Raw genomic sequence first — 25,371 nt, 5'->3', positions numbered from 1 at the left:
TATTATCATTCCATTTCTTCGCTTATAAAACCGCAGCCTATGCCACGGTTCACCAACATTTAGTATTGATTTATAAGTTGGCACGCATATTAAGCAATCTTAATGCCAGAAATATGTGTATGGTTTCAAATGAAATATCAACAAGTTAAAGCATTAAACTATGACGAGGGACAAAATGTCCCACATTGATTAAGTCAGCGGATAAGAAACTTGGTACACTCTGACCCAACTCATCATCAATTGAAATAATCGTTATGCCTCCATCACTTGATCCTAATAAAGCGTCGCAATATCAAGCCTTTTCCGTTCTCGTCGTTGATGATGAAGTCGGAATGCAGACGATTTTAGACAAAGCACTGAGTAAGTGGTTCTCTAAAGTCGATTGTGTCGGCAGCATTGAAGAGGCGGAGGCACTGCGCATTGCCAATCATTACGATCTGATCGTGCTCGATATAAACTTACCCGGACGTTCAGGCATTGATTGGGAAGAAGCATTTAACGATCCTGATAAAAAGGCCGACGTTATTTTTATGACGGGTTATGCCGATTTAGAAACTGCCATCTGTGCCCTTAAGCTGGGTGCCTCTGATTTCATCCTGAAGCCATTCAATCTTGGACAAATGTTACAAGCTGTGCAGCGCTGCATGGATAAGCGCTTAGAGTTACGTCATCAGTATGCACTTCAACACGACTTTAACCGCCATATCACCACCGATATTGTTGGTGGCTCAGAAAAGACCAAGCAGTTAAAACAACTGATCACGCAATTCGCGCCATCACGTGCTTCGGTGTTGATTGAAGGGGAATCTGGCACCGGCAAAGAGTTGGTCGCCCGTGGCGTGCATGAAGCGAGTATGCGCAGTGGACCCTTTGTTCCAATTAACTGTGGGGCCATTGCCCCTGAACTGTTAGAAAGTGAACTTTTTGGCCATAATGCTGGCGCTTTTACTGGGGCAAAGAAGAGCCGTGAAGGCTTGTTTCGCGTTGCCAGTGGCGGCACCTTATTTCTCGACGAAATCGGTGAAATGCCACTTGCCATGCAATCAGCGCTGCTTCGCGTGTTAGAGCAGCGAACCATTCGCCCAGTCGGTTGCGAAAAAGAAGTCAGTGTTGATGTTCGAGTGGTGGCTGCAACCAACCGCAATCTTCAACAAGAAGTCAGTAATGGCAACTTCAGACAGGATTTGTTTTATCGACTCAATGTGCTCAAGATTGAAGTGGCGCCTCTTCGTGAGAGAAAGGCCGATCTGATAGAACTTGTGCCATTTTTTACCAAAATGCTTTCCTCAGAATTGGGTATGCCGGATCCACAATGGGCGCACGAAGATATTCTCGCGGTGAATGAATACGATTGGCCCGGCAATATTCGTGAGCTAAAAAATCTCATTGAGCGCTGTATCTTACTTGGCAAGCCGCCAGCGCATTACTGGCGAGACAATCATGGCGACACTTTTAAACCATCGGTTACGATGACAGTGTCAAATGGCGCCGAACTGATTGAATTGACATCAAATGGTCACCAACAGCAAGGTTATCCAAACGATTGGGATCTTAAAGAGGTTGAGAAAGCGCACATACAACAGTTGGTCGATTACCACAGCGGTAACAAGTCGGCGGCCGCGCGCGATCTTGGTGTGGCGCGTAAAACGTTAGAGCGAAAATTCAAAGAGTGGGAAAATGAAGAGTCAAGCTATGTCGATTAACGCGACTTTTTGGTCAAAATGGCGTTATCGCTTTAAAACCATGGTGCGTTATCGCTTGATGATTCTGACTTCGGCGCCGATTGTATTAACTCTGATTGCTTTAATTGGTATAACGATTTATTGGTCGATACATTACACGTGGCAAAGTGCACTGGTGGATGTTTCAGAGCGTCTAGGTGTGGCTGAAAACAGTATTGAACTGATCCAAGAAAAACAAGCTAATCATGTTCAAGCTTTTGCTCACTCCTATGAATTTGTTAAACGCTATCGTGACCCTGTCACTGAGCTCGGTGATTTACAACACTGGGTTTCTCAACAGCGTCATCACTATAAACTTGATTTTCTTCGCTTTCATCGTGTTGATAACATAGAGAGCAAATTTCGCTTTATGGATTTGACTCGGCGCGAATCGTTTTTTGATGTACTGACGACGCAAGAGTTAAGCGAATTGGGTGACGATTTAGTCAAGCGTGCGCAGACGCCAATCCTCAACAGCCATCAGGTTGAAGGGCGTGGTTTGGTGAGTCGAACGGTTATTCCCATTTACAACCAAACAAGTGACATCATTGGTTTTCTTGATGGTGGATTACTGCTCAATAACAGCACCAATTTAGTCGACGCTATTCGCGACCTCATCTATCCGACAAAGCAAGACAGCCTAAGGCCTGTTGGAACGCTAACCGTTTTTCTTGATGACTTGCGCGTTAGCACCAATGTCCCACTCGACAGTGATGATCGATTGGGGCGCGCGATCGGCACTCGGGTATCCGATGAAGTAAGGCAAACGGTACTCGTTGATGGTCAAGAATGGGTTAACTTAGCCTTTGTTTATGACGCCTGGTATATCACCGCTTACAAACCACTGTATGACCAATACGACAATGTCATCGGCATGCTTTATACCGGTTATTTGATGTGGCCCTTTGTCACCACGTACATGACTAATTTGGCGGAAATATCCGTGACCACATTAGTGCTGCTGTTGTTATCAAGTTTGCTGGTTTATCGAGGCTCACGCGATCTGTTTATTCCGATTGAACATATACACCGCGTGGTCAAAATGATTCAACTCGACAAAGAGACCCGGATCGGTCACTTAGGGTTAGACGAGAATCATGAATTAGCCCAACTGGCCAAACAGTTCGATAATATGCTTGATCTGCTAGAACAACGTAAAAATGAGTTGGAACGCGCAGCGGGTGAGCTCGAGAGTAAAGTCAATGACCGTACCATCAGCTTAAAAGAGAAAACCGAACAACTTGAGCTACACATTCAACTGCTTAACCAAACGCGAGACAAATTGGTTGTTAATGAAAAGCTCGCGGCGCTGGGCGAGTTGACCGCAGGTATCGCGCACGAGATCAATAATCCAACCGCAGTGATCCTAGGAAATATTGAATTGATTCAGTTTGAACTGGGGGACGAGTCACAACGTGTCGCCGAGGAAATTGAGGCGATTCACGTTCAAATCGACCGTATCCGCAATATCACCCGCAGTTTATTGCAATACAGTCGCCATGGCGGTGTACAGGACGAAATTACTTGGCAGCATGTTAACCCCATCATTGAAGAGAGCATTACACTGGTCAAAACTGGCTCAAAGAAACGTGATGTGGTGTTTCATACTGAGTTACAGGCTCACCATTGTGTTGAGATCAATCGCCATCAGCTCTTGCAGATTTTGGTTAACTTACAGATCAATGGTATCCACGCCATGCAAGGCAAGGGCGAACTGACAATCACGAGTGAAGATTGGATTGATAATGGTGAAGTCCGTGGTGTGGTGATTCATGTCCAAGATCAGGGCTGCGGTATCAAACCAGAAAACCTAAACCGAGTGTTTTCCCCTTTCTTTACCACTAAGCGTGATGGAACTGGTTTAGGCCTGTCGGTATCGCAAAGTATTTTAAGCCAATCAGGTGGAGAACTCACGGTTGAATCAACCTTGGGGCAGGGCAGCCGCTTTTCGATATACCTGCCGGAACGGGCACATGTTGAATTGCTGGTGACAAATCTATAGGTCGAAATAAAAACAAAGCTTGAAGTTAATCGCAGTAATCAGTAGTGTGGCGCCGTTTTTGATATTAAATAGGTACTGACATTGATTTCCACCAACAACATCACACAACAATTTGGGGCTAAGCCACTATTTGAAAATATTTCAGTTAAGTTTGGTGAAGGTAACCGTTATGGCCTGATCGGCGCAAACGGCTGTGGTAAGTCAACCTTTATGAAGATTTTGAGCGGCGAGCTTGAACCTTCAGGTGGTAATGTCAGCTACGATCCCAATGAACGTGTCGCAAAACTGAACCAAGACCAGTTTGCCTATGAAGAATACACCGTTATTGATACCGTTATCATGGGCTACAAAGAGCTGTGGAAGGTAAAGCAAGAGCGTGACCGCATCTATTCACTGCCAGAGATGAGTGAAGATGAAGGCATGCAGGTTGCGGATCTTGAAGTGCAATTTGCCGAGATGGACGGTTACATGGCAGACTCCAAAGCGGGTGAATTATTGCTCGCCGTGGGTATTCCTGAAGAGCAGCACTACGGTTTGATGAGTGAAGTGGCTCCAGGTTGGAAACTGCGTGTGCTATTGGCACAGGTTCTGTTTGCTGACCCGCATATCATGCTACTCGACGAACCAACCAACAACTTGGACATGGATACCATTCGCTGGTTGGAAGATACGTTGAACCAACGTAACTGCACCATGATCATTATCTCGCACGACCGTCACTTCTTAAACTCTGTGTGTACTCACATGGCGGATTTGGACTACGGTGAATTACGTCTATACGCTGGAAACTACGACGAATACATGACGGCTGCGTATCAAGTTCGTCAACGTCTTTTGACCGATAACGCTAAGAAGAAAGCGCAAATTGCCGATTTGCAAACCTTCGTTGCTCGCTTCTCTGCTAACGCATCGAAAGCTAAACAAGCGACTTCTCGTGCTAAACAAATCGACAAAATTCAACTTGAAGAAGTCAAAGCGTCGAGCCGCCAAAACCCATTCATTCGTTTTGAGCAATCAAAAGAGCTATTCCGTAATGCGCTTGTGGTTGAAAACCTCAGCCAAGGTTTTGACGACGATCTGTTTAGTGACTTCAGCGCTATTTTTGAAGTCGGCGAACGTGTTGCGATTATCGGTGAGAACGGCGTGGGTAAAACAACCTTGCTTAACACTCTCGCTGGCAAACTTGAGCCTCGTCACGGCGAATACAAGTGGTCTGAAAACTCAAACATTGGTTATTACGCTCAAGACCATGCGCATGACTTTGAGCAAGACATGAACTTAATGGATTGGATGGGACAGTGGCGTCAAGCTGGCGATGATGAGCAAGTGCTGCGTAGTTTCTTAGGTCGTATGTTGTTCTCACAAGATGATATTAAGAAGTCAGTCAAAGTGCTGTCCGGTGGTGAGCAAGGTCGTATGTTGCTCGGTAAGATCATGATGCACAAACCTAACATGCTATTGATGGATGAACCGACCAACCACATGGATATGGAGTCTATCGAGTCACTCAACAATGCCCTTGAGCAGTATAAAGGCACTCTGTTCTTCGTTTCTCATGACCGTGTATTTGTTGACTCACTCGCAACACGAATCATGGAAATCAAAGACAACAAGATTACTGATTTTAAAGGCACTTATGCCGAGTTCTTAAAATCTCGCGGTGTAGAGCAGTAATTGATTCGATTGTGTTAGTAAAAAGCCCGCGAATGCGGGCTTTTTTGTACCTCAACAGCCAACGCTAGTAATTCTGTATAAAACTCAAGGACGCGTTTTGGTATTTGTCAGCATGGAGCATTTTCTGCATGCCAAGTAAGGTATTGTAGGGTTGCGAGACGGATACCAAGTTCACAAGCCATGCGGGCAGCGTGCCGCCTGGCTCAGTTAGTACTTGATAGGATAGGTGCGTGGTCGCGCTATCAATTGGGGTTAATACCCAACGAGATTTTAAGTACGGGATCCTAACTACTTTATGATCGCTAGGGTGCGGAAGATAATCCGGTAATCCTTGCTGTTCAATCGTCACAGTGAGCGTTTTATCGTCTTGGCTTATGTGATTTTCTACAATTGCTTCACGGTCAGCAACTGGCCAAGGCGCTTTACTGTAAGTCTTAGTTATTGAGTGGGTTGGGTCAAAGTGTTCGATCTCTTCCATCTGATCAATGTTCTCTACCCATTCGGTCCCGACGGATGTATCAAGGAAAAGCGCAATAATACTGGTCAAGCTGGCATTGATGTCAGCTTCTGAACGGAACTCTTTAAAGTCGCTGCCTTCAATACTGCGGTTATAAACTTCAATACCAAGTTTGTCACGAGCGAGATGCCAATCTGTCTGATCAGAGCTGGCCTGGCTGGCAAATGATATAAAGATGACAAATAAAGAGAGAATGGGTTTGATCATGTTAACGCTCTACCTTTCCACATTAATTGTTTGTTTTTTGATAATCGGTAACTATTTAACACTAAAGCGCTTTGTATGCTGACACCGAAGGGCACAAGTAGGGCGTAGTGTATTGGGACAAATAGCGCCTTTGCTAACAGGATATATGTAACGAACAAGCACACAGCGGTAATACCATTTATACCGACTGACCACAGGTTTATCAGCGAAGGGTTGGTAAAATAGACCATCGATGAGATGATCAATAACAATGGGGTTGACCATGCGATAATATTTGCTTTGATGAAAATAGCACTGGCATCGAACAAAGAGCTGCAACCCACAATTCGATTCATATTCTTAGAAAATCCAGACCAAATAGTATTAAGCCCGGTATACATGCGAGTACTCATCAACTGATCCGCAAATGCCCAGAAAATAGTATGACCAGTGAGTTTCATTACTTGTGCAAACGCGATGTCTTCGGAAACTTGATCTGCGACTGCGCTATGCCCGCCAACATCTTCATACGCCGAGCGTTTAAACAGCATTGCTTGACCATTCGCAATGGCCTCTTCTTTGGAACTATCGTTAGAGTCTCGAAAATTCATATAAGAGGCAATAGAGAGAAAAACGCCCGGTAAAATCGCTTTTTCAGCACGAGATTCAAGTTGTTGCTTTGGGTTAAATGAGAGAAGATCGATAGCCCTAGACTCTGAGAACTGAATGACGGATTTCAACATCGCGGGTTCAGATTTTGTATCAGCATCGATAAAGTACAAGTAGTCACCACTTGCAGTTAATGCGCCTGTCATACACGCATTACTTTTTCCTAACCACCCAGGCGGCAGTGAGCGACCAGAGATACAGCGAACGGAAAACGGACTCTGTTTGGCCAGTTGTTCAACGATGGCGCGCGTATTGTCAGTCGAAAAATCATCAACCACGATAATTTCCAATTTATCTCTGGGGTAATCTTGTGTGAGCAAAGAACCTAAGCTAGTAGCAATGTTCTGCTCTTCGTTTCTTGCAGGGATAACAACACTAACACTTGGCCAATTCACTTGGTCTGAACCTAACACCGTCGGAATGTGAACTCGATTTCGATCCAATCGTGCAAGTTTGAGTAAAAATGCTAAAACAACGATTGTGCAAAGAATAGAAAGGGCAAATAACTCCATATGGCCTGCTTATTTTTATGGATAATATAATGCTGGCAAGAGTAGCAGAAACGTGTCGGAACCCAGGTATCTGTTATGAAGGATGAAATCATTCAATGGAAAAAGAACCAAATAAAAACAGCCAGTAGGCAAAGTTTATTAGCTATTTTTACTGTGCGTGATAACGGCGCAGCAGCATAGACGGATAGTCTATCTGGTTGTGATAGACATTAAGCCTTGCAAATATGCTGGGCTTTTTTGTCCATGAGCCTCTTTCAATCCATACACGCGATGTTTGGGGATGCATCCTGAGTGAGCCACTTCAATATGCATATTATCACTCACTTGATGGTGCTGAATGCATTCACCATCAATATATGCATATTGTTTGATATTTGTTTGGCTGAGATAATTCTGCTCCTAATTCTACAGATGAACAAACTATAAAGCGGGCGCTTTATAGCTATATTCATTACAAATATTGGAGCTACTCATGTCATCTGTTACAGAGCAGATCTCATTCTACCAACCTAAAGCGCTGTACAGTGGTCTTGGTTATCATTCACGTTCAGTTACCCAAACCCTGTATCCCAAGACCGACAAAGAACTGCAACAATATATTCAACATGCCTTTACCGTTAGTCAACCCGTTTACCCAGTTTCAAAGGGCAACAATTGGGGCTATGGCTACAAAACACCAGCAAGTGACGGTTGTACTTTATTGGATTTGAGTGCAATTAACAAAATCGTCAGCTTTGATGAAGAGTTAGGTGTTATTGAGGTAGAGCCTGGTGTTACCCAAGGGCAAATAGCCCAGTATCTGCAACATACAGAGTGGATGCTTGATTGCACGGGTGCAGGTCCCGATACAAGCGTGATGGGTAACGTACTCGAAAGAGGCTTTGGGCATGGAGTGATGGGTAATCGTAGCCAACACTTTACGATCAGTGAATTGATCCTTGCCAATGGTCAGCTTCTCAGGCTGAGTAAAAGCACCCGTTACTGTGGACGAGCCGGCTTAGCGGCAAATCTACATGAGCTGTTCACTCAAAATAATATTGCCGTTATTAGCAAAATTAAGTTTGAGCTTATGCGCAGGCCAGAAATGAGCTTACGGTGCTTAGTTCGGCTCAAGTCGAATCACAACCTAGCTGCTTATATAGATATCATGCGGCAATTAAAATCTGAAGGCACAATTGATGGGCTTCCGCATCTGGGTAATGCTTATCGTATGTTGACCATGATGCAACAGTTCGATTTCGAAAAGTGGGACCCTTCTATTGGAGCAAATAAAAACGATATCAAACAATTATGTCAGCAATACCGGCTCACAGACTGGTCTGGCGCATTTGTTATTACTGGCACGAAAGCGGTCGCTAAGGCGAAAGCAGCACGCATAAAACATAGCCTCAAGCCAATTGCTCAAGTTGATATTATCAGCCTTGCAACGCTTAAGAAAATTAACCAAATTACTCAAGCCCTGAAACTGATATTTGGCCGAATGGCCGCATACCGACGTTTAGAAAAGAGTCTTGCCGATTTTACTGAAATGATGGATATGCTTGAAGGGAATCCAAAAGACATGGCACTGAAAGGTTGTTATTGGCGGTATCGCAAGGCTATTCCTGTAAAAATGAATCCGGTAGATGATGGCGCAGGATTTTTTTGGATCGCCCCTACGTTACCCATGATCGGCGAGGAAGTTGGAAAGTGTATGCAGCTTTCCAAGCGCGCTTTTGATAATGCTGGCTTTGAATTTGGCGTAACATTGACAGCGGTCAATGCCTATATGTGTCAGGCCATAATCAGTATTTACTACGATGCCAGTAACCCGAAAGAGGTTAAACAAGCAACCGAACTGGTTAGCACACTACGCGTGCTTTACCGTACCCATAAATGGCCTTGTTATCGTCGCTCAGTGGATGAAATGCCATTTAATGATGTTGATGAACTAGAGCAAGATGCTCTGAAACTTCGAAGCCTAATTAATAAGGCATTCGATCCTGCGGATATCATTGCGCCTGGACGCTATCAAATGGATGGAGTATTCGATATTCCGGGGGCGAAACAGTGATCCTTACTCGCAAGCACCTGACTAATGATCAGGATATTTTAGAGTTCATCAAACAATACCAACAGGTTTCAGGGCATCAGAATACGATAGAACAGCTTAAAAGCCGAACATGCGTATGCGCTTTTTACACCGATAGCGGAGAAATGTGTGCCGGATTTACCATCAACAGCCATGAGCCTTTGGTTTATCTTGCCGACTTGCCAGACTGCGTTGTTGAACATCCATTACAGCAACTAAAGGGAGAGATCGTGGAAGGGGGCGGACTTTGGGTAAGTCGAGATCTGACCGACTTTGAGCGAGGCTATGTGTTCATTTGTGCCAGTTGGGAGGCGTATAAATCCAATAAGTGTTATTTCATGAGTGGCGCAAGAAATCCTAAAGTTGCTGAACGGCAAAAATACATTTACCCCAACATTTTATTTGAGGGTCCAACAGACAAGTTTGATTATGTCTGCATGCTTTATTGCAAACGTCAGTACATTTTTGTGCAGATAGCTCTGTTTGTTTCACGTTATTGGTTTTCGCAACCGTTCAAAAAGATTCTAAGACGCCTAACGCGAGCTCCGGCCTAACTTTCTAGTGCATACAGTACATGGAGGAAGAAGCGGACAATATTTCCTCCTCCATGACAGAAACGGTATTAACCTGGGGAGTAGACTGTGACTTCAGTCTTGTTGTTCACCTTTGACATCGAACTGGATCTTAGTCGCACCGGTAAAAACCTGAAAACGCAGCCCTTTAGCTCTGGCAATCGTCGTAATTCCAAATTGCTGGGCAAGATCTAACCCCATTTGCGTCACGCCACTGCGTGAAAGCAGTACTGGTATACCCATTTGAGCAACTTTAATCACCATCTCGCTGGTCAAACGCCCGGTTGTGTAAAATATTTTATCTTTGCCTTCTTCACCATTGAGCCACATTTCACCAGCAAGTGTATCAACGGCGTTATGGCGGCCGACATCTTCAACAAAAGAGAGCACTTGATTGCCTTTGCATATCGCGCAACCATGAACCGCTCCGGCTTTTTTATAGGTATCGTTGTAATGGGTCAGGGCTTCGAGCGCTGCGTAGACTTCGGACTGTTTAAGCTTAACTTGCGGAACCTGATAACCTTCTAATTGTTTCATCACGTTGCCGTACATGGTGCCTTGACCGCACCCTGAGGTGACCGTTTTCTTCTTCAGTGCCGCTTCGACTTGCTGAATATCCTCCTTGGTAACCACCGCAGCACTATTGGATTCCCAATCGATGATCACCGATTCAAGCGCATCAGGATCGCTTAAGAAGCTCTGATTCTTCAAGTAGCCTAAGACTAAGGATTCAGGACGCGACCCTAATGTCATTAAAGTCACCACTTCTTTCCAGTTCAACAGTACCGTCAGAGGTCGTTCACAGGCAATTTGCTTTGTTAAACGTTCGCCGTATTCGTCAAAAACTTCAACTTCAATGGTTTGTAAAGGATTCTCACTGGTTTTAATTATCGTTGGCTTGGCCACAAACGTTTCCTGTTTTAGTGATGGATTGATGGTTAATGGACTAGTGCAAGCAATTACTGTTCCCAATTTTTAGCGCTAACTAAATTGATCGGAGATTCTCAACCTTGAATCTAACCCTCGACTACATTGATAAAAAGAGGGTTGGTGATAAATATTACTGTCTCTTGGCCTGTAGGTACAAAACTTGCTTTGTATCGTTAAGTCATTGCAATGTTTGGTTAGATTGTGCTGCACAATTCAACCAGAACAATGCTTACATTTAATCACATATTTCATATTGGTGAACCATGTCAAAACAACAATCTGTGACGGCGAAACTGCATAAAGATCAGGCGCTTTGGTCTATTGAGTGCAAATTGGTCGCTCATGAAATTGCAACCGGTTTATGGACAACCACTCAATGGCAGTTGACCCATTTTGATTTGCAACCGAGCGAGTTGAATTCACTCGTTAGTATTTTGCAGCTACATCGCGACGAGCGCACAGATTATCGATTCAACCTCAGCTCTAACCAACCTAAGCTGTTTTTAATTTTGGATGACATGGATTCAAACCAGCAGCCTACCATTGTGACCTTAACAGCTTCTCAAAGCGTAGCAAGCCAGTATATGGACGGTGACTATTTGGTTCTGTCAAACGATATGCCACTCGCCGTACAGGCATGGATCGAAGCCTTTATTGGCCGGCATGGCGAACTGTTAGAGCAGCGCCGTAAGAAGCGCAAAGGGGCAGGGCGAGCCAGTGGCAACTAATTTTATCCATCGTTGGTCAAAGCGAAAACTTGAGGGTGAACTTGAACAAGATCGCGTACCTCCAATAGCAGAGTCGCCATCTTCGCCAGAGTCTCTAATCCCAGAGCAAACTGACGAGACCCAAGCTAGTGATACGAGCGTTGCAAGCCTGTTGGCTTCACAAGCTGAAGCCGCAGTAAAAAAGGCGGCACTAAGACAACTATTTCTCTCTGGCGAATTTAGCGAAATCGATGGACTCAACGATTATGACCATGACTACAAAGCGGTAAAATCACTCTCTAGCGAGGTGGCCGAGAAGCTGCGTGACTGGATGAATACCGAAGAGGAGCCGATGACTGACACGCCACCGCAACTTGATCATGAAAACGATGACGTTGCCACTGATTTAACCTGTGATGCAGTGCAAGACCCTTTAGAAACGGTAGCAAACGATGATGGAGCGGTTTTAGTCGTGGGACAAAATATACCACACAAAAAATAGGTACATTTTGACTAACTCAGTGATTTATCAAGTGGGACATTTTGTCTCACTTGATTTTTTAAACGATGAATAACTCAATAATCAAGACTAATTTACTGATTTGTAAGTACTAAAAAGTTGGTACAGCAATTGCTAATACTCACCAGAGTGAATATTCGGTTCTAATGGAACAGAGCAATGTTAAAACAGCAACTACGACAATCAGTCACACAAAATGGCAAGGCGCGACTTTATGCCTTTGAAAACACGGTTGAGCTAACCAACCTGATCCCCCCGACAGTCAGTTATGAAAGCGGCGGGAACACCCTTATCGTTGGTCCTACGTCAATAATCGAGAGTGCCGCTCAGCAACTTGAGCAGATGAGCAGTATTACACTTCTTTCGACAGATGGTGAACGCAGTACGTGCGACAATCTCTATTTCGCCAGCTCGGTGCAAATTAATGGTTTTCTTGGCGCCTTCGATGTGGTGACCGAAAGTCACGGTCGTGAAATTAACCTGGCTAAAGTGGCACTGAATCATGACTGCTTTGATATCGTGCTCGATCTTTGTCTAAACAGTTGTATGAGCGAAGAGGTGCCCGTTCCCGGTTATTATCCAGTGGGTAGAGGCTATCCGAAATTAGCGCAAGCGCTTGAAGAAATTCCGACACTAATGGGAACGTTCGATAAGCCTAAGTTTTTCCGCCTTGATACCGATTTATGCGCACACAGCTCGCGAGGAGTAAAAGGCTGTGAGCGTTGTGTCGATGCTTGTCCTGCCGGTGCGTTATCGAGTGTAGGTACAGACAAAACGGGCCATAAAATCGAAATCAATCCATACCTCTGCCAAGGTGTGGGAACCTGCGCAACCGCTTGTCCAACTGAAGCGATTCATTACGCGTTGCCGAATCCACAAGATACGCAGAAATTTATCGAACGCACGTTAGCCAATTATGAGTCTCAAGGTGGGGTGAATCCCATCATCTTAATCTGCAGTTCTCGTCACGAATCGTATAACGTGATGGCACTAAGCGCACTTCCTGACCATGTCATCCCAATTGTGGTTGAAGAGCTACCATCGGTCGGGATTGATTCATGGTTTGCAGCGCTAGCTAACGGCGCATCTCAAGTTTTGTTCGCCGCTAGTCAACATATGCCTGCCACTATTTTGCGTATTCTTAATAGTGAAGTGTCGTTAGCTCAAACCCTACTAGAACAGTTGGGGATTGCGAAAGAGACCATCGACATTATCTATTTAGAGTCATTACGCGAAGGGGCACCGACACTTTGCACTGAACACTTTGATTTGGCATTAGGCGATCTGGAAGGTGATAAACGTCAGCGCTTATTTACCTCTCTTGATGCGCTAGCACAAGCGCGAATTCCGGTTGAAAACGTGGTCGAACTGCCATTAGGCGCGCCGTACGGCAATATCTCATGCGAAAGCAACGACTGCACACTTTGTATGAGCTGTGTAGCGGTTTGTCCTACTCGGGCTCTGCATACCGATGGTACTTCACCATCACTCAAGTTTATTGAGCAAGATTGTGTCCAGTGCGGTTTATGCGTTAAGGCCTGCCCAGAGCAAGTATTAACCATGACGCCAAGAATGAATTGGGAGCAGACAAGTCGTCAGCAAGCACAAGTCATTCATCAAGAGAAAGCGGCAGAATGTGTTCGCTGTCATAAACCATTCGCTCCGCAATCGATGATTGACATGCTGCAAAATAAGTTACGTGGTCACTCTCATTTCTCTGATGATGCTGCGCTAAATCGGATTGCAATGTGTGAAGACTGCCGGGTGGTTGACATGTTCGAAGCCATGGCTGATGACCCGACCAAACAACTAAATTATTAAGCGTGAGAATGATAGATGGATAACCAACAACAAAGCATTCGCAGTGAAATCTACTTAGTTCTGGCGACATTATATCGCCAAGCACCAAGCGCTGAGATGATTGAGTTTCTTGCGCAATTAGAGACTGAACCAAGCAATAGCGCTATGAAAGTCGCATGGGACAAGCTTAAAAACGCCGCATTGGCGAGTGATACACAAACCTTGATTGACGAATATCAAGAGTTGTTCATTGGTATTGGGCGCGGTGAAGTGATGCCTTTCGCTTCATGGCACCTCACAGGATCTTTGATGGAAAAACCCCTAGCGGCGATACGACATGACCTAACGCGCCTTGGTTTCGAAAGAGCCGAGTCAGTGAAAGAGCCAGAAGATCATATCAGTGCACTGTGCGAAGTGATGGCTGCACTGGTGAGTGAAGAAGAAAACCTTCAACAAGCTTTTTTCAATACCCACATTGCGCCATGGTTTGAGTCGTTGATCAAACAAATTCTACAGGCGAAGCATGCCTCGTTTTACCTCTGTGTTGCTGAGCTCACACACGCGTTCCTGACGGTTGAGCAGGTCCGGTTTAGTGAACACCACTCAAGCAATAAAACCACATTAAAAATTGATGTTAAGAACGTTACTGAGTACGAGCAACCTCAGTCTTAAAACGTCACATCGAAAGTCATACCTCCAAAAAGGGTAAGGAAGCAATAATGAAAGAGAACAAAGCGCTAAATCAAAGTCGAAGGGATCTCCTTAAAGGATTAACGACGGCTGCTGTTGCGGGTGCCGTTGTCGCTGGCGGTACAAAAATAGCCAACGCATCAGAAACGGATCAACCAAAACAAGACGTCAAGAAAACCGGCTATCACGAAACCCAACACATTCGTGATTATTACGACACGCTATAGGAGCTAAACCATGAAATTAGTCAAACGCTCCGATAGCGTGAATAGAGAACAGAATCAGCTGGGTGTTTCTCGACGTGCCTTTATGAAAAACAGCTCTCTTGCGGCGAGCGGCGCAGTTGTTGGTGCAGGGCTTTTTGCGCCTGGCATGATCAAGAAAGCTCAAGCAAAAGCTGTGGATCCATCAGCAGAAACTGAAGTAAAACGCACCATTTGTTCACACTGTTCCGTGGGTTGTGGCATTTACGCCGAGGTACAAAACGGCGTATGGACGGGTCAAGAGCCCGCATTTGATCACCCATTTAATGCTGGTGGACATTGTGCTAAAGGTGCAGCGCTACGTGAACATGGCCACGGTGAACGCCGGCTTAAATACCCAATGAAGCTCGAAAACGGCAAATGGAAAAAACTCTCTTGGCAACAAGCGATTGAGGAAATTGGCAACAAAGCGTTAGAGATTCGACAGCAGTCTGGCCCAGATTCAGTTTACTGGTTGGGTAGTGCTAAGCACAGCAATGAACAAGCGTATATGTTCCGTAAAATGGCGTCATTGTGGGGGACGAATAACGTCGACCACCAAGCGCGTATCTGTCACTCAACCACGGTGGCGGGGGTGGCTAATACGTGGGGCTACGGAGCGATGACCAACTCGTTCAATGACATGCACAATTGTAAATCGATGCTGTTCATTGGTTCGAATCCTGCTGAAGCGCATCCAGTCGCGATGCAGCACATCTTGATTGCCAAAGAGAAGAACAACTGCAAGATCGTGGTGGCTGACCCTCGTCGTACCCGCACTGCAGCAAAATCCGATCACTACGTCTCGCTTCGTCCGGGTTCAGACGTTGCTTTCATCTGGGGTGTCTTGTGGCATGTTTTTGCTAACCAATGGGAAGACAAAGACTTTATCCGCCAACGTGTTTTCGGCATGGATGAAATTCGTGAAGAAGTTGCGAAATGGACGCCTGCAGAAGTAGAGCGTGTCACTGGTGTTACTGAAGCTGACGTTTACCAAACCGCTAAACTGCTGGCGGAAAACCGACCAGGTTGTGTCGTATGGTGTATGGGTGGTACTCAGCACACCACGGGTAATAACAACACTCGTGCTTATTGTGTGCTTGAATTAGCACTCGGTAACATGGGTAAATCTGGTGGTGGTGCCAACATTTTCCGCGGCCATGATAACGTCCAAGGCGCGACCGATTTGGGGGTGCTTTCTCATACTTTACCAGGCTATTACGGTTTGTCTGACGGCGCTTGGAAACATTGGTCTAAGGTGTGGGATCTTGATTATGAATGGGTCAAAAGCCAGTTTGATCAAAGTGAATATCGTGGCAAGAAACCAATGAATAATATGGGTATTCCCGTCTCGCGTTGGATTGATGGGGTACTTGAAAACAAAGATAACATCGAGCAAAACGATAACATTCGTGCCATGTTCTATTGGGGACATGCCGTGAACTCGCAGACCCGTGGCGTGGAAATGCGTAAAGCAATGAAAAAGCTTGATATGATGGTTATCGTTGACCCATACCCAACCGTTGCCGCTGTGATGAATGATCGCACCGATGGTGTCTACCTATTACCTGCCACGACGCAATTTGAAACCTACGGTAGTGTGACAGCGTCAAATCGCTCGATTCAATGGCGTGATAAAGTGGTTGAGCCTTTATTTGAGTCTAAACCTGATCACGAAATCATGTATCTGTTGAGCAAGCAACTCGGCTTTGCTGATCAATTGTTCAAGAACATCAAAGTTGAAAACGATCAGCCGTTGATTGAAGACATTACGCGTGAATTCAACCGTGGAATGTGGACCATCGGTTATACAGGGCAAAGCCCAGAGCGTCTTAAAGCACACCAACAAAGCTGGCATACCTTCCACAAAACGTCACTCGAAGCCGAAGGCGGCCCTGTGCATGGTGAAACCTATGGTCTTCCTTGGCCGTGTTGGGGAACGCCGGAAATGAAACATCCGGGAACCCACATCCTATACGATACCTCGAAACCCGTTGCTCAAGGTGGCGGTAATTTCCGTGCCCGTTTTGGTGTTGAATTTGAAGGCACCAATTTGCTCGCCGAAGATAGCTATTCAAAAGGTTGTGAAATTCAAGATGGCTACCCGGAGTTTAGCGATAAGCTGATTAAAGCTCTCGGTTGGTGGGATGATTTGACTGGCGAAGAGAAAGCGGCGGCTGAAGGTAAAAACTGGAAAACGGATCTGTCGGGTGGGATTCAACGAGTTGCGATCAAACATGGCTGTATGCCTTTCGGTAATGCCAAAGCTCGCGCCGTGGTTTGGACGTTTCCAGATCGAGTACCACTGCACCGTGAACCACTGTACACCCCACGTCGTGACTTGGTCGCTGATTACCCAACATGGGATGACAGTGAGTCTATCTACCGCTTACCGACGATGTACAAATCTATTCAAGATCAAGACAAGTCGGGCGAGTACCCCATTATTCTAACTTCGGGTCGTTTGGTTGAATATGAAGGGGGCGGTGAAGAGACACGTTCAAACCCATGGCTTGCGGAACTGCAACAAGAGATGTTTGTTGAGGTTAACCCGAAAGATGCCAATGATCTTGGCTTCAAAGATGGTGAAATGGTCTGGGTTGAAGGGGCAGAGAAGGGCCGAATCCACGTTAAAGCAATGGTGACACGTCGCGTTAAACCGGGCATGGCTTTTATCCCGTTCCACTTTGGCGGCAAATTCCAAGGAGAAGATCTACGAGATAAATACCCTGAAGGAACCGATCCATATGTGATTGGTGAGTCTGCCAACGTTGCAACGACCTACGGCTATGATCCGGTCACGCAAATGCAGGAAACGAAAGTCACCCTATGTAACATTCGCAAAGCGTAAGGAGTCAACTGATGGCTAGAATGAAATTCCTATGTGACACCAAGCGCTGCATTGAATGTAACGGCTGTGTCACTGCATGTAAGAACGAAAATGACGATGCGTTAGAGTGGGGCATCCAGCGCCGCCGAGTGGTCACGCTGAATGACGGTGAGCCGGGCGAAAACTCGATCTCAGTCGCCTGCATGCATTGTACTGATGCACCTTGTATGGCGGTTTGTCCTGCAGATTGTTTTGAGCACACAGAAGATGGCATTGTTCTACACAATAAAGACTTGTGTATTGGCTGTGGTTATTGTCTGTTTGCATGCCCATTTGGCGCCCCTCAGTTTCCCAAACAAGAAGCGTTTGGTGAGCGTGGCAAGATGGACAAGTGCACCTTCTGTGCCGGTGGTCCTGAAACAGAAGCGGGTTCAGTCGAAGAGCGTCAAAAATACGGAGCTAACCGTATTGCTGAAGGCAAGTTACCTATGTGTGCGTCACTATGTTCTACCAAAGCGCTATTGGCGGGGGATGCAGAGAAAGTGTCTGATATTTTCCGTCAGCGCGTTGTTGAGCGCGGCGCAAAAGGAGCTGGCTGGACTGATGGCAACGATCTGTCTTACGATGCAACCAAAAGTTAGAGTTGGAGAGAGTCATGTTTTCAATACTTAAACGTGCATCTCTCGCAATGCTGTCGTTAATGACAGCATTGTTGCTTGCTTTGTCGTTACCTGTGCATGCTGAGCAAAACGAGTCTCAAGTTGCACAACGTGAAATGACCCAGCTAGCCGGTGCGGATTTTTGGCGCCAGGTTCGTCAAGGTGAAGAGGGTTATACCACCTCTCAGTCTGCCGAGCATGGCATTCTGATCAGTACGCCAGGTCAAACCTGGTATATTCTGAAAGAGAAGTGGATGTCTCCCGCTGGCGCTGTCGCTATCTTCGGCAGTATCGCATTGGTTACTTTGATGTACGTCGCCATTGGCCCTTTGATGTTGAGTGCCCCAAGAACGGGGAAGAAAATCAAACGTTGGTCGCGACTCGATAGAGCACTGCATTGGAGTATGGCGTTTACCTTCTTAACGTTAGCTTTCAGTGGCTTGATGTTGGTGTATGGCAAACACTTCCTTAAACCTTACATTCCATCCGAGCTGTGGGGCTTCATTGTCATGCTGGCCAAACAGTATCACAACTACATCGGACCGATTTTCTATGTCTTACTGTTGTGCGTTTTGATCAAATGGTGGCGTAAATCGATCTTTAAAGAAGTCGACTTCGATTGGTTTATTAAACTTGGCGGTATGGTTGGCAAACATAAAGGAACGCACCCCTCTGCGGAATTTTCTAATGCCGGTGAAAAAGCGCTATTTTGGATGCTCATCATTGTTGGCAGTGTCGTAGCCTTAAGTGGGCTGATTCTTGATTTCCCGATTTTTGGTCAAACACGCCGAGACATGGAAATGTCGAACCTCGTCCATATGATTGCAGCCTTAATCCTTATCTGTGGATTTATTTTCCATATTTATATTGGTCTGTTTGGTATGGAAGGGGCGCTTGAAGGCATGGTTACTGGTGAAGTCGATGAAACGTGGGCCAAAGAGCACCACGATCTTTGGTATCAACAAGTCGTCGAGAAAGAGCAAACATTTACTGAGTCTTCTGAGATTAGCCAACAGAGAAAAGGAGCACAAACCAATGAACAAACCTCATAAAGGGATTTGGGTTGCGTATATCCTAAGCTGTTTTACTCCGTTTACCTGTTTGATCTCTGGCGTTTTGGCGATTGTTTATGCGGGTTACCGATTAGATAAAGGAGAAGATGGCGATATTCTCGATTCCCATTACTATGGTTTAATCCGCACCTTCTTCTTGAACTTAACCTACTTTGTGGTCCTTATTATCACGGTAGCGACATCAAATGGGGTGCTTTCTGGCGTCAATGACTACTGGTACAAGAGCCCAGTGATTGATCAAATCGCTTATTACATCCCCTATGTTGGTTTTGTTTTTGGTTTAGTCGCCATCGTTATCTGGTTTATCAGGATGTATCAGGGAATGAGCCGATTGAAAGACAATCAACCCTTTAGTTTTTCAAAAGGGCCCAATTTATAGCGATGCCATTTGCTTAATAAAAGCCCTAGTCTCTAGGGCTTTTTTTGCACCACAAAAGCACGCTTTAATCTAGTGCAGTCTCACCATGTTAGTGCAATTAAAGCGTTAATTAAGCTTGCCTTAATACAATTCTTGTTATTCACAATATAATTAACTACATTATTTCAATGACTTAATGTTAGTTGATAATGGTATCATTCGCTGGCACATAACTTGCCGTAACACCTCTTCATACCGATTCACCAAGATGGTGATTAGTGTAAATTGATGCACATAAAAAGTGCGCGACAATCAACATGGAGACATTACGGATGAGCGTAACAGCCAGTCAGGTTCATGGAGCAGTACAAACCTTGACCCAAAGTTCCGATACATTATTTCTTTTACTCGGCGCCATTATGGTGTTCTTGATGCATGCAGGCTTCGCTTTTCTCGAGGTTGGCACCGTCAGACATAAAAACCAAGTGAACGCTTTGGTGAAAATTCTGGCTGATTTTGGTATTTCTGCGCTCGCGTATTTTTTCATCGGTTATTGGGTCGCTTATGGCGCTAACTTCTTTGCCGATGCGCAAACCTTGTCGCAAGGAAATGGCTATGAGTTAGTGAAATTCTTTTTCTTACTGACCTTTGCAGCAGCGATCCCGGCAATTGTATCCGGTGGTATTGCTGAACGTGCGCGTTTCTACCCAATCTTAGTGGCAACTTTTTTTACCGTCGGTTTGGTTTATCCGCTCTTCGAAGGAATGATCTGGAACGGTAATTTTGGCTTGCAAGCTTGGTTTGAAAGCCAATTTGGTTATGGATTCCATGACTTTGCAGGTTCAGTCGTCGTCCATGCTGTCGGTGGTTGGATAGCACTTGTTGCGGTTATTTTCTTAGGCATGCGTAAAGGCCGTATTCGCGCAGGCAAACATACCAACTTTGCACCGTCTAATATTCCGTTTCTTGCCTTAGGTGCCTGGATTCTGTGTGTCGGCTGGTTTGGTTTTAATGTGATGTCAGCCCAAACCCTCAACGGCATTAGTGGTCTTGTTGCAATGAACAGCCTAATGGCAATGGTTGGCGGTATTGTCGCCGCATTGATTGTGGGTAAAAATGACCCGGGTTTTATTCATAATGGTCCATTGGCAGGGTTAGTGGCCGTATGTGCAGGCTCGGACTTGATGCATCCTATCGGTGCTTTAGTCACAGGGGCTATCGCTGGAGCTCTGTTTGTTTACTTATTTACTTATCTACAAAACAAAACCAAAATTGATGATGTACTGGGCGTATGGCCTCTGCATGGCGTATGTGGTGCATGGGGTGGCATCGCTGCGGGAATCTTCGGTCAAACGGCATTAGGTGGTTTAGGTGGCGTCAGTCTGAGTGTGCAACTATTAGGTACAGTTGTCGGCATTAGTATCGCACTGATCGGTGCAGGCATTGTTTATGGTGTGATTGATAAAGTGTCTGGCTTACGACTGTCAGAGGAAGATGAGTTCAATGGTGCCGACTTAGCCATCCATAAAATCTCGTCAACCAACGAAGACTAATGGGTCAACAACCATCAAAGGTGGCGTTTAAGCCGCCTTATTGGTTTGCCACACAAAATAGGTTCACCTCACAAAAACAGCGTTAAGTTGCGCCATTTTCGACCATGGTCTAACCCAATTTATTAGGGTGTGAGCCTTGCCAATGCTAAGCTAACAACATCAATACTAAAAAGGATGTGGTATGAACTTTCCTTATCGTAACGTTGTGGTCTTAACTGGCGCGGGTATCTCGGCAGAATCGGGAATTCAAACCTTTCGAGCTCAAGATGGGCTTTGGGAAAACCATCGCATAGAGGATGTCGCAACGCCCGAGGGTTTTGAACGCAACCCTGATTTAGTTCAAGACTTTTATAACCAACGTCGTCTCAGTCTGCAAGATTCAAAGATTAAGCCTAATGCGGCTCATGTAGCGTTAGGCAAGCTTGAAGAGCAACTTGAGGGTAAGGTAACCATCATTACCCAAAATATCGATAATCTTCATGAGCGCGGAGGCAGTGTGAATGTCATTCACATGCATGGTGAGTTGTTGAAATCACGTTGCAGTGTTTCTAATCAGGTCATTGAAGAGAAAGGTGACATCAACACAGGTGACCTGTGCCATTGTTGTCAGATCCCATCACAGATGCGCCCTCATGTGGTTTGGTTTGGCGAAATGCCACTGAGAATGGGGGACATCTACGCAGCACTCGAAGAGGCCGATTTGTTTGTTTCGATTGGTACCTCAGGCGTGGTTTATCCTGCTGCTGGTTTTGTTCATGATGCGAGGATGCACGGCGCTCATACTATTGAGATAAACTTAGAGCCGAGTGCGGTAGAAAGTGAATTTGAAGAAAAGCGTTACGGCAAAGCGAGTGTTGAAGTGGCGAAACTAGTCGATGAAATACTCTCGTTACAACAGCCTGATATCAAGCATGCCTAACGGCAACAACACCTTTGAACACGCTTAATGCTTACGTTGAGCGTTTTTCATTTCATACATCGCCTTATCTGTGCGCTCTATTGATTCAAACACGCTCGAACGGGTAGAGTGCTCAATCCCGTAACTAAAGGCGATGGGATCTTTTTCCAGTTGCTGTTTCACTTCGGTAATGAAAGTTTCCGCGCGTTCAGGCAAACAAACCACGACAAACTCATCACCACCAATGCGAAATGCTTGTTCAGAATCGATGGTGCAGTTTTTTAGTACAGTAGCAAACCGAACAATCACCGTGTCACCCATCAAATGCCCCTGGGTATCATTGACCGCTTTTAATCCATCTAAATCAATAAATACCAATTCAAATGGATCGAGCTCGATATCATGGAGTTTTTTACGGTTGTATAGCCCTGTTAACTCGTCTGTTGTTGCACTCTTTTGAGCCGAGTGAACCAGCTTAGTAATGCCAAACGCTAAAAGTAAAAAGGAAAGTTGTAACATCCCATCTTCCATCAATGAGTCAATCATCGGGTGATGGTCTGCTATCTGGTTGAAGTAGTTGAATTCGGTAACGACCTCATAAAAGCTATTGATGATGAGTAAACCGATGCCGTATAGAATCATCGTATTGGATTTAATCGTGTTTAATGAAATGTTCGCAAGGTAAATAACCAGAATGAGTGTGTTCGTTTCAAACAGTAAATCGTAGCGAGAATCAATGGCAAGAAAATGACTAATGATGAGCATAATGAGATGCGCACCAATAAGTATTGAAATAAAAAAGAGTGTCGCTCTATACATGCTTCTCCAGATATAAATAAAGCGGCTTGTGCCGCTTTATTAAGTGTAAAACAAATTGTTTAGTTATCTACTTTTAGTTTTTGGAAATACTCATCGTATAGAACACTGGCTTCACCAACTTCATCTTGCCAAGTACCGCTGTCCATTACCGCTTGCGGTGGGAAAATGTTCTGATCTTCAGTGAACGTTTTCGGCAATAGCTTGTGCGCCGCCGCCACTGGAGTAGGGTAACCAATCTCTAACGCAATTTTCGCTGCGTTTTCAGGACGTAGTAGGAAGTCGATCATCTTATGCGCCGCTTCAATGTTTTTCGCACCTGATGGAATTGATAGGCTATCCATCCAGAAAACAGTGCCTTTTTCTGGCCAGATAATGTCGATTGAAGCGCCTTCTTGACGAGCGGCGTAGGCTGAACCATTCCACAACATACCTAATGAAACTTCACCGCCTAAGTAAGGTACCGCTGGGTTATCAGAATTAAATAGCAGCACGTTTGGCATCAGTTTTCTTAACTCTTCGTACGCCGCTTTGATTTCATCTGGATTGGTTGTATTTGGCGAGTAGCCCAATTTTGTTAACGCAATATGGAATACTTCACGTGAGTCGTCCATCAGCATCAGTTGGCCTTCCCACTTGCTATCCCAAAAGTCATCCCATTTGGTTACTGATGACTTATCAAGCATATCAGAGTTAATACCAATACCGGTTGCACCCCAAATGTAAGGGATAGAGTAGTTGTTACTTGGATCGAAAGGTTTATTTAGGAAGTTAGTATCCAAGTCGGCGAAGTGAGATAGCTTAGTTTTGTCGATTTGTTGCAGCATTCCCTCTTTACGCATTTTAGACACAAAATAGGTTGACGGTACAACGAGATCGTAACCAGAACCTTGAGTCTTTAACTTTGCGTACATGCTTTCGTTTGACTCATAAGTGGAATAAATCACTTTTATTCCGGTCTCTTTCGTAAAGTCTTCAAGAACTTCATTGGGAATATATTCAGACCAATTGTAGAAGTAGAGTTCTTGATCAGCCGCCATTGCAGGCGTCGTGAATAGCGTCGCTGCGCATAGCGCACTTGCGTAGAATTTACTTTTCATTTGATTTCCGTTTTTTATCTATGAACGCTCAAAAGCCTGTCTCTTCTGAGTGAGCCTGATGATTGAATCTGCTTGTCATATGACAAACCTAGCAACGGATTAGTATATCAGCCATAAACGAAAATAGGCAGCGAACGCTGCCTATTTTTGCTGAACTTCGGCTTATTGGCCGGCTTTCAACTTCAAGAAATACTCTTCGTATTTCGCCGTTAAATCACCCACAGAATCTTGCCATTCAACGCGGTCAAGATCGTGTTGCGATGGGAATAACGGAGCAACATCTTTAAACTTCGCATTCGATTCGGCAACCGCGGTGAGATACCCCGTATCACGAGAGATTTGCTCAGCTATTTCTGGACGTAGGAGGAAATCAATCATCTTGTGCGCAGCGTCAACGTGCTTTGCACCTGAAGAGATCGCGAAGTTATCAACCCAGCCGATCCCGCCTTCTTTTGGGAAGACCAGTTTTAGATTCATGCCTTCGTTTTGTGCAGCGGCGGCGCTACCATTCCAAAGCATACCGACACCTACCTCGCCAGACATGTAGGGTGCTCCAGGGTTGTCGGAATTAAACACCAGTACATTGGGCATCAATTTTTGCAGCTCGGCGTATGCTTCATCAATCTGTTTTGGATCGGTAGAATTACCCGAATAGCCAAGTTTACGTAGCGCAATATGGAACACTTCGCGTGTGTCATCCATCAGCATCAATTGGCCTTCAAGCTCTGGGTTCCATAGATCAGCCCAGCTTTGAAAATCATTCGGATCGTACATGTCGGCATTAACCGCTAGCCCTGTAATAGCAACAACATGGGGAATAGAGTAGTCATTGTTTGGGTCATAAGGCTTGTTTAGATAGTTTTTATCTAAATTGTTAAAGTTAGTCAGCTTAGTTTTATCAATTTTTTGCAACATACCTTCATCGCGCATTTTAGCAACAAAGTAGGTTGATGGCACAACAAGGTCGTAACCCTGATTATGCGTCTTTAGTTTGGCATACAAGGTTTCGTTCGACTCATAAGTCGAATAGATAACCTTAATACCCGTTTCCTCGGTAAACTGTTCTAGGATATTACTGCTGATGTAAGGCCCCCAGTTCATAAATACCAATTGTTTGTTTTCGTCCGCTGTTACTGAACCTGAGAACAGTGAAAGCGCACATGCACTACCAGCTAATAAAGTAGCCCATTTTTTCATTTACGTTAGCTCCAAACCAAACGTTGCCGCATAATGAAAGTCATTAATTGGCACTAGATAGAAAATAGAATGGC

General features: G+C 45.1%; 22 protein-coding genes. 16 read left to right on the top strand and 6 right to left on the bottom strand.

Annotated features, from left to right (window positions below; genetic code table 11):
* Positions 1 to 254: 254 nt before the first annotated feature.
* From ViNHUV68_RS06745 to ViNHUV68_RS06735, 3 genes are all read left to right on the top strand, one after another.
* Positions 255 to 1,703 carry a sigma-54 dependent transcriptional regulator gene (locus ViNHUV68_RS06745; protein WP_038174706.1) on the top strand — a complete coding sequence of 483 codons (1,449 nt, stop codon included), beginning with the start codon at positions 255 to 257 and terminating at the stop codon, positions 1,701 to 1,703.
* Positions 1,693 to 3,723: a cache domain-containing protein gene (locus ViNHUV68_RS06740; protein WP_038174813.1), complete on the top strand. Its 2,031-nt coding sequence runs from the start codon at positions 1,693 to 1,695 to the stop codon at positions 3,721 to 3,723. The genes ViNHUV68_RS06745 and ViNHUV68_RS06740 overlap by 11 nt, the downstream gene beginning before the upstream one ends.
* A gap of 81 nt (positions 3,724 to 3,804) precedes the next feature.
* Complete coding sequence (locus tag ViNHUV68_RS06735; RefSeq protein ID WP_038174707.1) at positions 3,805 to 5,397, top strand: ABC-F family ATPase; 1,593 nt, start codon at positions 3,805 to 3,807, stop codon at positions 5,395 to 5,397.
* A gap of 64 nt (positions 5,398 to 5,461) precedes the next feature.
* Here ViNHUV68_RS06735 and ViNHUV68_RS06730 read toward each other — a convergent pair whose 3' ends face one another.
* Both ViNHUV68_RS06730 and ViNHUV68_RS06725 read right to left on the bottom strand, forming a co-directional pair.
* Positions 5,462 to 6,121, bottom strand: a complete 660-nt coding sequence (locus ViNHUV68_RS06730) for an START domain-containing protein (protein WP_391090072.1) — start codon at positions 6,119 to 6,121, stop codon at positions 5,462 to 5,464.
* The gene (locus tag ViNHUV68_RS06725) at positions 6,118 to 7,281 is read right to left on the bottom strand and encodes a glycosyltransferase (protein ID WP_391090070.1); all 1,164 of its coding nucleotides are present in this window, start codon (positions 7,279 to 7,281) and stop codon (positions 6,118 to 6,120) included. The genes ViNHUV68_RS06730 and ViNHUV68_RS06725 overlap by 4 nt, the downstream gene beginning before the upstream one ends.
* 472 nt (positions 7,282 to 7,753) lie before the next feature.
* On the opposite strand from ViNHUV68_RS06725, the gene ViNHUV68_RS06720 reads away from it, so the two are divergent.
* Both ViNHUV68_RS06720 and ViNHUV68_RS06715 read left to right on the top strand, forming a co-directional pair.
* Positions 7,754 to 9,334, top strand: a complete 1,581-nt coding sequence (locus tag ViNHUV68_RS06720) for an FAD-binding protein (protein ID WP_391090069.1) — start codon at positions 7,754 to 7,756, stop codon at positions 9,332 to 9,334.
* On the top strand, positions 9,331 to 9,906 hold the full coding sequence (locus ViNHUV68_RS06715; RefSeq protein WP_391090068.1) for a hypothetical protein: 576 nt from the start codon (positions 9,331 to 9,333) through the stop codon (positions 9,904 to 9,906). The genes ViNHUV68_RS06720 and ViNHUV68_RS06715 overlap by 4 nt, the downstream gene beginning before the upstream one ends.
* Positions 9,907 to 9,999: 93 nt before the next feature.
* Here the strand turns inward: ViNHUV68_RS06715 and fdhD are convergent, their stop codons facing one another.
* Entirely contained in the window at positions 10,000 to 10,830 is an 831-nt protein-coding gene (gene fdhD, locus ViNHUV68_RS06710; RefSeq protein ID WP_391090066.1) for a formate dehydrogenase accessory sulfurtransferase FdhD, read from the bottom strand.
* Between the two features lie 287 nt (positions 10,831 to 11,117).
* On the opposite strand from fdhD, the gene ViNHUV68_RS06705 reads away from it, so the two are divergent.
* From ViNHUV68_RS06705 to cobB, 11 genes are all read left to right on the top strand, one after another.
* Positions 11,118 to 11,582, top strand: coding sequence for a DUF3305 domain-containing protein (locus tag ViNHUV68_RS06705; RefSeq protein ID WP_391090064.1), 465 nt, complete (start codon positions 11,118 to 11,120; stop codon positions 11,580 to 11,582).
* The gene (locus tag ViNHUV68_RS06700; RefSeq protein WP_391090062.1) at positions 11,572 to 12,063 is read left to right on the top strand and encodes a DUF3306 domain-containing protein; all 492 of its coding nucleotides are present in this window, start codon (positions 11,572 to 11,574) and stop codon (positions 12,061 to 12,063) included. Before ViNHUV68_RS06705 ends, ViNHUV68_RS06700 begins: the two co-directional genes overlap by 11 nt.
* A 177-nt stretch (positions 12,064 to 12,240) precedes the next feature.
* Complete coding sequence (locus tag ViNHUV68_RS06695; RefSeq protein ID WP_391090060.1) at positions 12,241 to 13,902, top strand: 4Fe-4S binding protein; 1,662 nt, start codon at positions 12,241 to 12,243, stop codon at positions 13,900 to 13,902.
* Between the two features lie 15 nt (positions 13,903 to 13,917).
* Entirely contained in the window at positions 13,918 to 14,553 is a 636-nt protein-coding gene (locus tag ViNHUV68_RS06690) for a molecular chaperone TorD family protein (RefSeq protein WP_391090058.1), read from the top strand.
* 47 nt (positions 14,554 to 14,600) lie between these two features.
* Positions 14,601 to 14,798 carry a twin-arginine translocation signal domain-containing protein gene (locus tag ViNHUV68_RS06685; protein ID WP_038174720.1) on the top strand — a complete coding sequence of 66 codons (198 nt, stop codon included), beginning with the start codon at positions 14,601 to 14,603 and terminating at the stop codon, positions 14,796 to 14,798.
* A 10-nt stretch (positions 14,799 to 14,808) separates the two neighbouring features.
* Positions 14,809 to 17,664, top strand: a complete 2,856-nt coding sequence (locus ViNHUV68_RS06680) for a formate dehydrogenase subunit alpha (protein WP_038174721.1) — start codon at positions 14,809 to 14,811, stop codon at positions 17,662 to 17,664.
* An 11-nt stretch (positions 17,665 to 17,675) separates the two neighbouring features.
* Positions 17,676 to 18,284, top strand: a complete 609-nt coding sequence (gene fdh3B / locus ViNHUV68_RS06675; protein WP_004745954.1) for a formate dehydrogenase FDH3 subunit beta — start codon at positions 17,676 to 17,678, stop codon at positions 18,282 to 18,284.
* Positions 18,285 to 18,298: 14 nt separating this feature from the next.
* Entirely contained in the window at positions 18,299 to 19,354 is a 1,056-nt protein-coding gene (locus tag ViNHUV68_RS06670; RefSeq protein ID WP_391090055.1) for a formate dehydrogenase subunit gamma, read from the top strand.
* Positions 19,338 to 19,754, top strand: a complete 417-nt coding sequence (locus ViNHUV68_RS06665; protein ID WP_038174724.1) for a membrane protein — start codon at positions 19,338 to 19,340, stop codon at positions 19,752 to 19,754. Before ViNHUV68_RS06670 ends, ViNHUV68_RS06665 begins: the two co-directional genes overlap by 17 nt.
* A gap of 311 nt (positions 19,755 to 20,065) precedes the next feature.
* Positions 20,066 to 21,286 (top strand): ammonium transporter, encoded by a 1,221-nt coding sequence (locus tag ViNHUV68_RS06660; RefSeq protein WP_038174725.1) that lies wholly within the window; start codon positions 20,066 to 20,068, stop codon positions 21,284 to 21,286.
* A gap of 181 nt (positions 21,287 to 21,467) precedes the next feature.
* Positions 21,468 to 22,205 (top strand): Sir2 family NAD+-dependent deacetylase, encoded by a 738-nt coding sequence (cobB, locus tag ViNHUV68_RS06655; protein ID WP_391090053.1) that lies wholly within the window; start codon positions 21,468 to 21,470, stop codon positions 22,203 to 22,205.
* Between the two features lie 24 nt (positions 22,206 to 22,229).
* Here cobB and ViNHUV68_RS06650 read toward each other — a convergent pair whose 3' ends face one another.
* The 3 genes from ViNHUV68_RS06650 to ViNHUV68_RS06640 all read right to left on the bottom strand — a co-directional run bounded on the left by ViNHUV68_RS06650 (position 22,230) and on the right by ViNHUV68_RS06640 (position 25,297).
* Entirely contained in the window at positions 22,230 to 23,003 is a 774-nt protein-coding gene (locus ViNHUV68_RS06650) for a diguanylate cyclase domain-containing protein (protein ID WP_391090051.1), read from the bottom strand.
* 59 nt (positions 23,004 to 23,062) lie between these two features.
* On the bottom strand, positions 23,063 to 24,100 hold the full coding sequence (locus tag ViNHUV68_RS06645; RefSeq protein ID WP_038174729.1) for an extracellular solute-binding protein: 1,038 nt from the start codon (positions 24,098 to 24,100) through the stop codon (positions 23,063 to 23,065).
* A 162-nt stretch (positions 24,101 to 24,262) separates the two neighbouring features.
* The gene (locus ViNHUV68_RS06640; RefSeq protein WP_391090049.1) at positions 24,263 to 25,297 is read right to left on the bottom strand and encodes an extracellular solute-binding protein; all 1,035 of its coding nucleotides are present in this window, start codon (positions 25,295 to 25,297) and stop codon (positions 24,263 to 24,265) included.
* Positions 25,298 to 25,371 lie beyond the last annotated feature (74 nt).

This window comes from Vibrio sp. NH-UV-68 (assembly GCF_042940635.1).
GTDB classification, from domain to species: Bacteria; Pseudomonadota; Gammaproteobacteria; order Enterobacterales; family Vibrionaceae; genus Vibrio; species Vibrio pacinii.
Note: the sequence above shows the minus strand (reverse complement) of the source record. Positions and strands in the feature narration are given on the sequence as shown.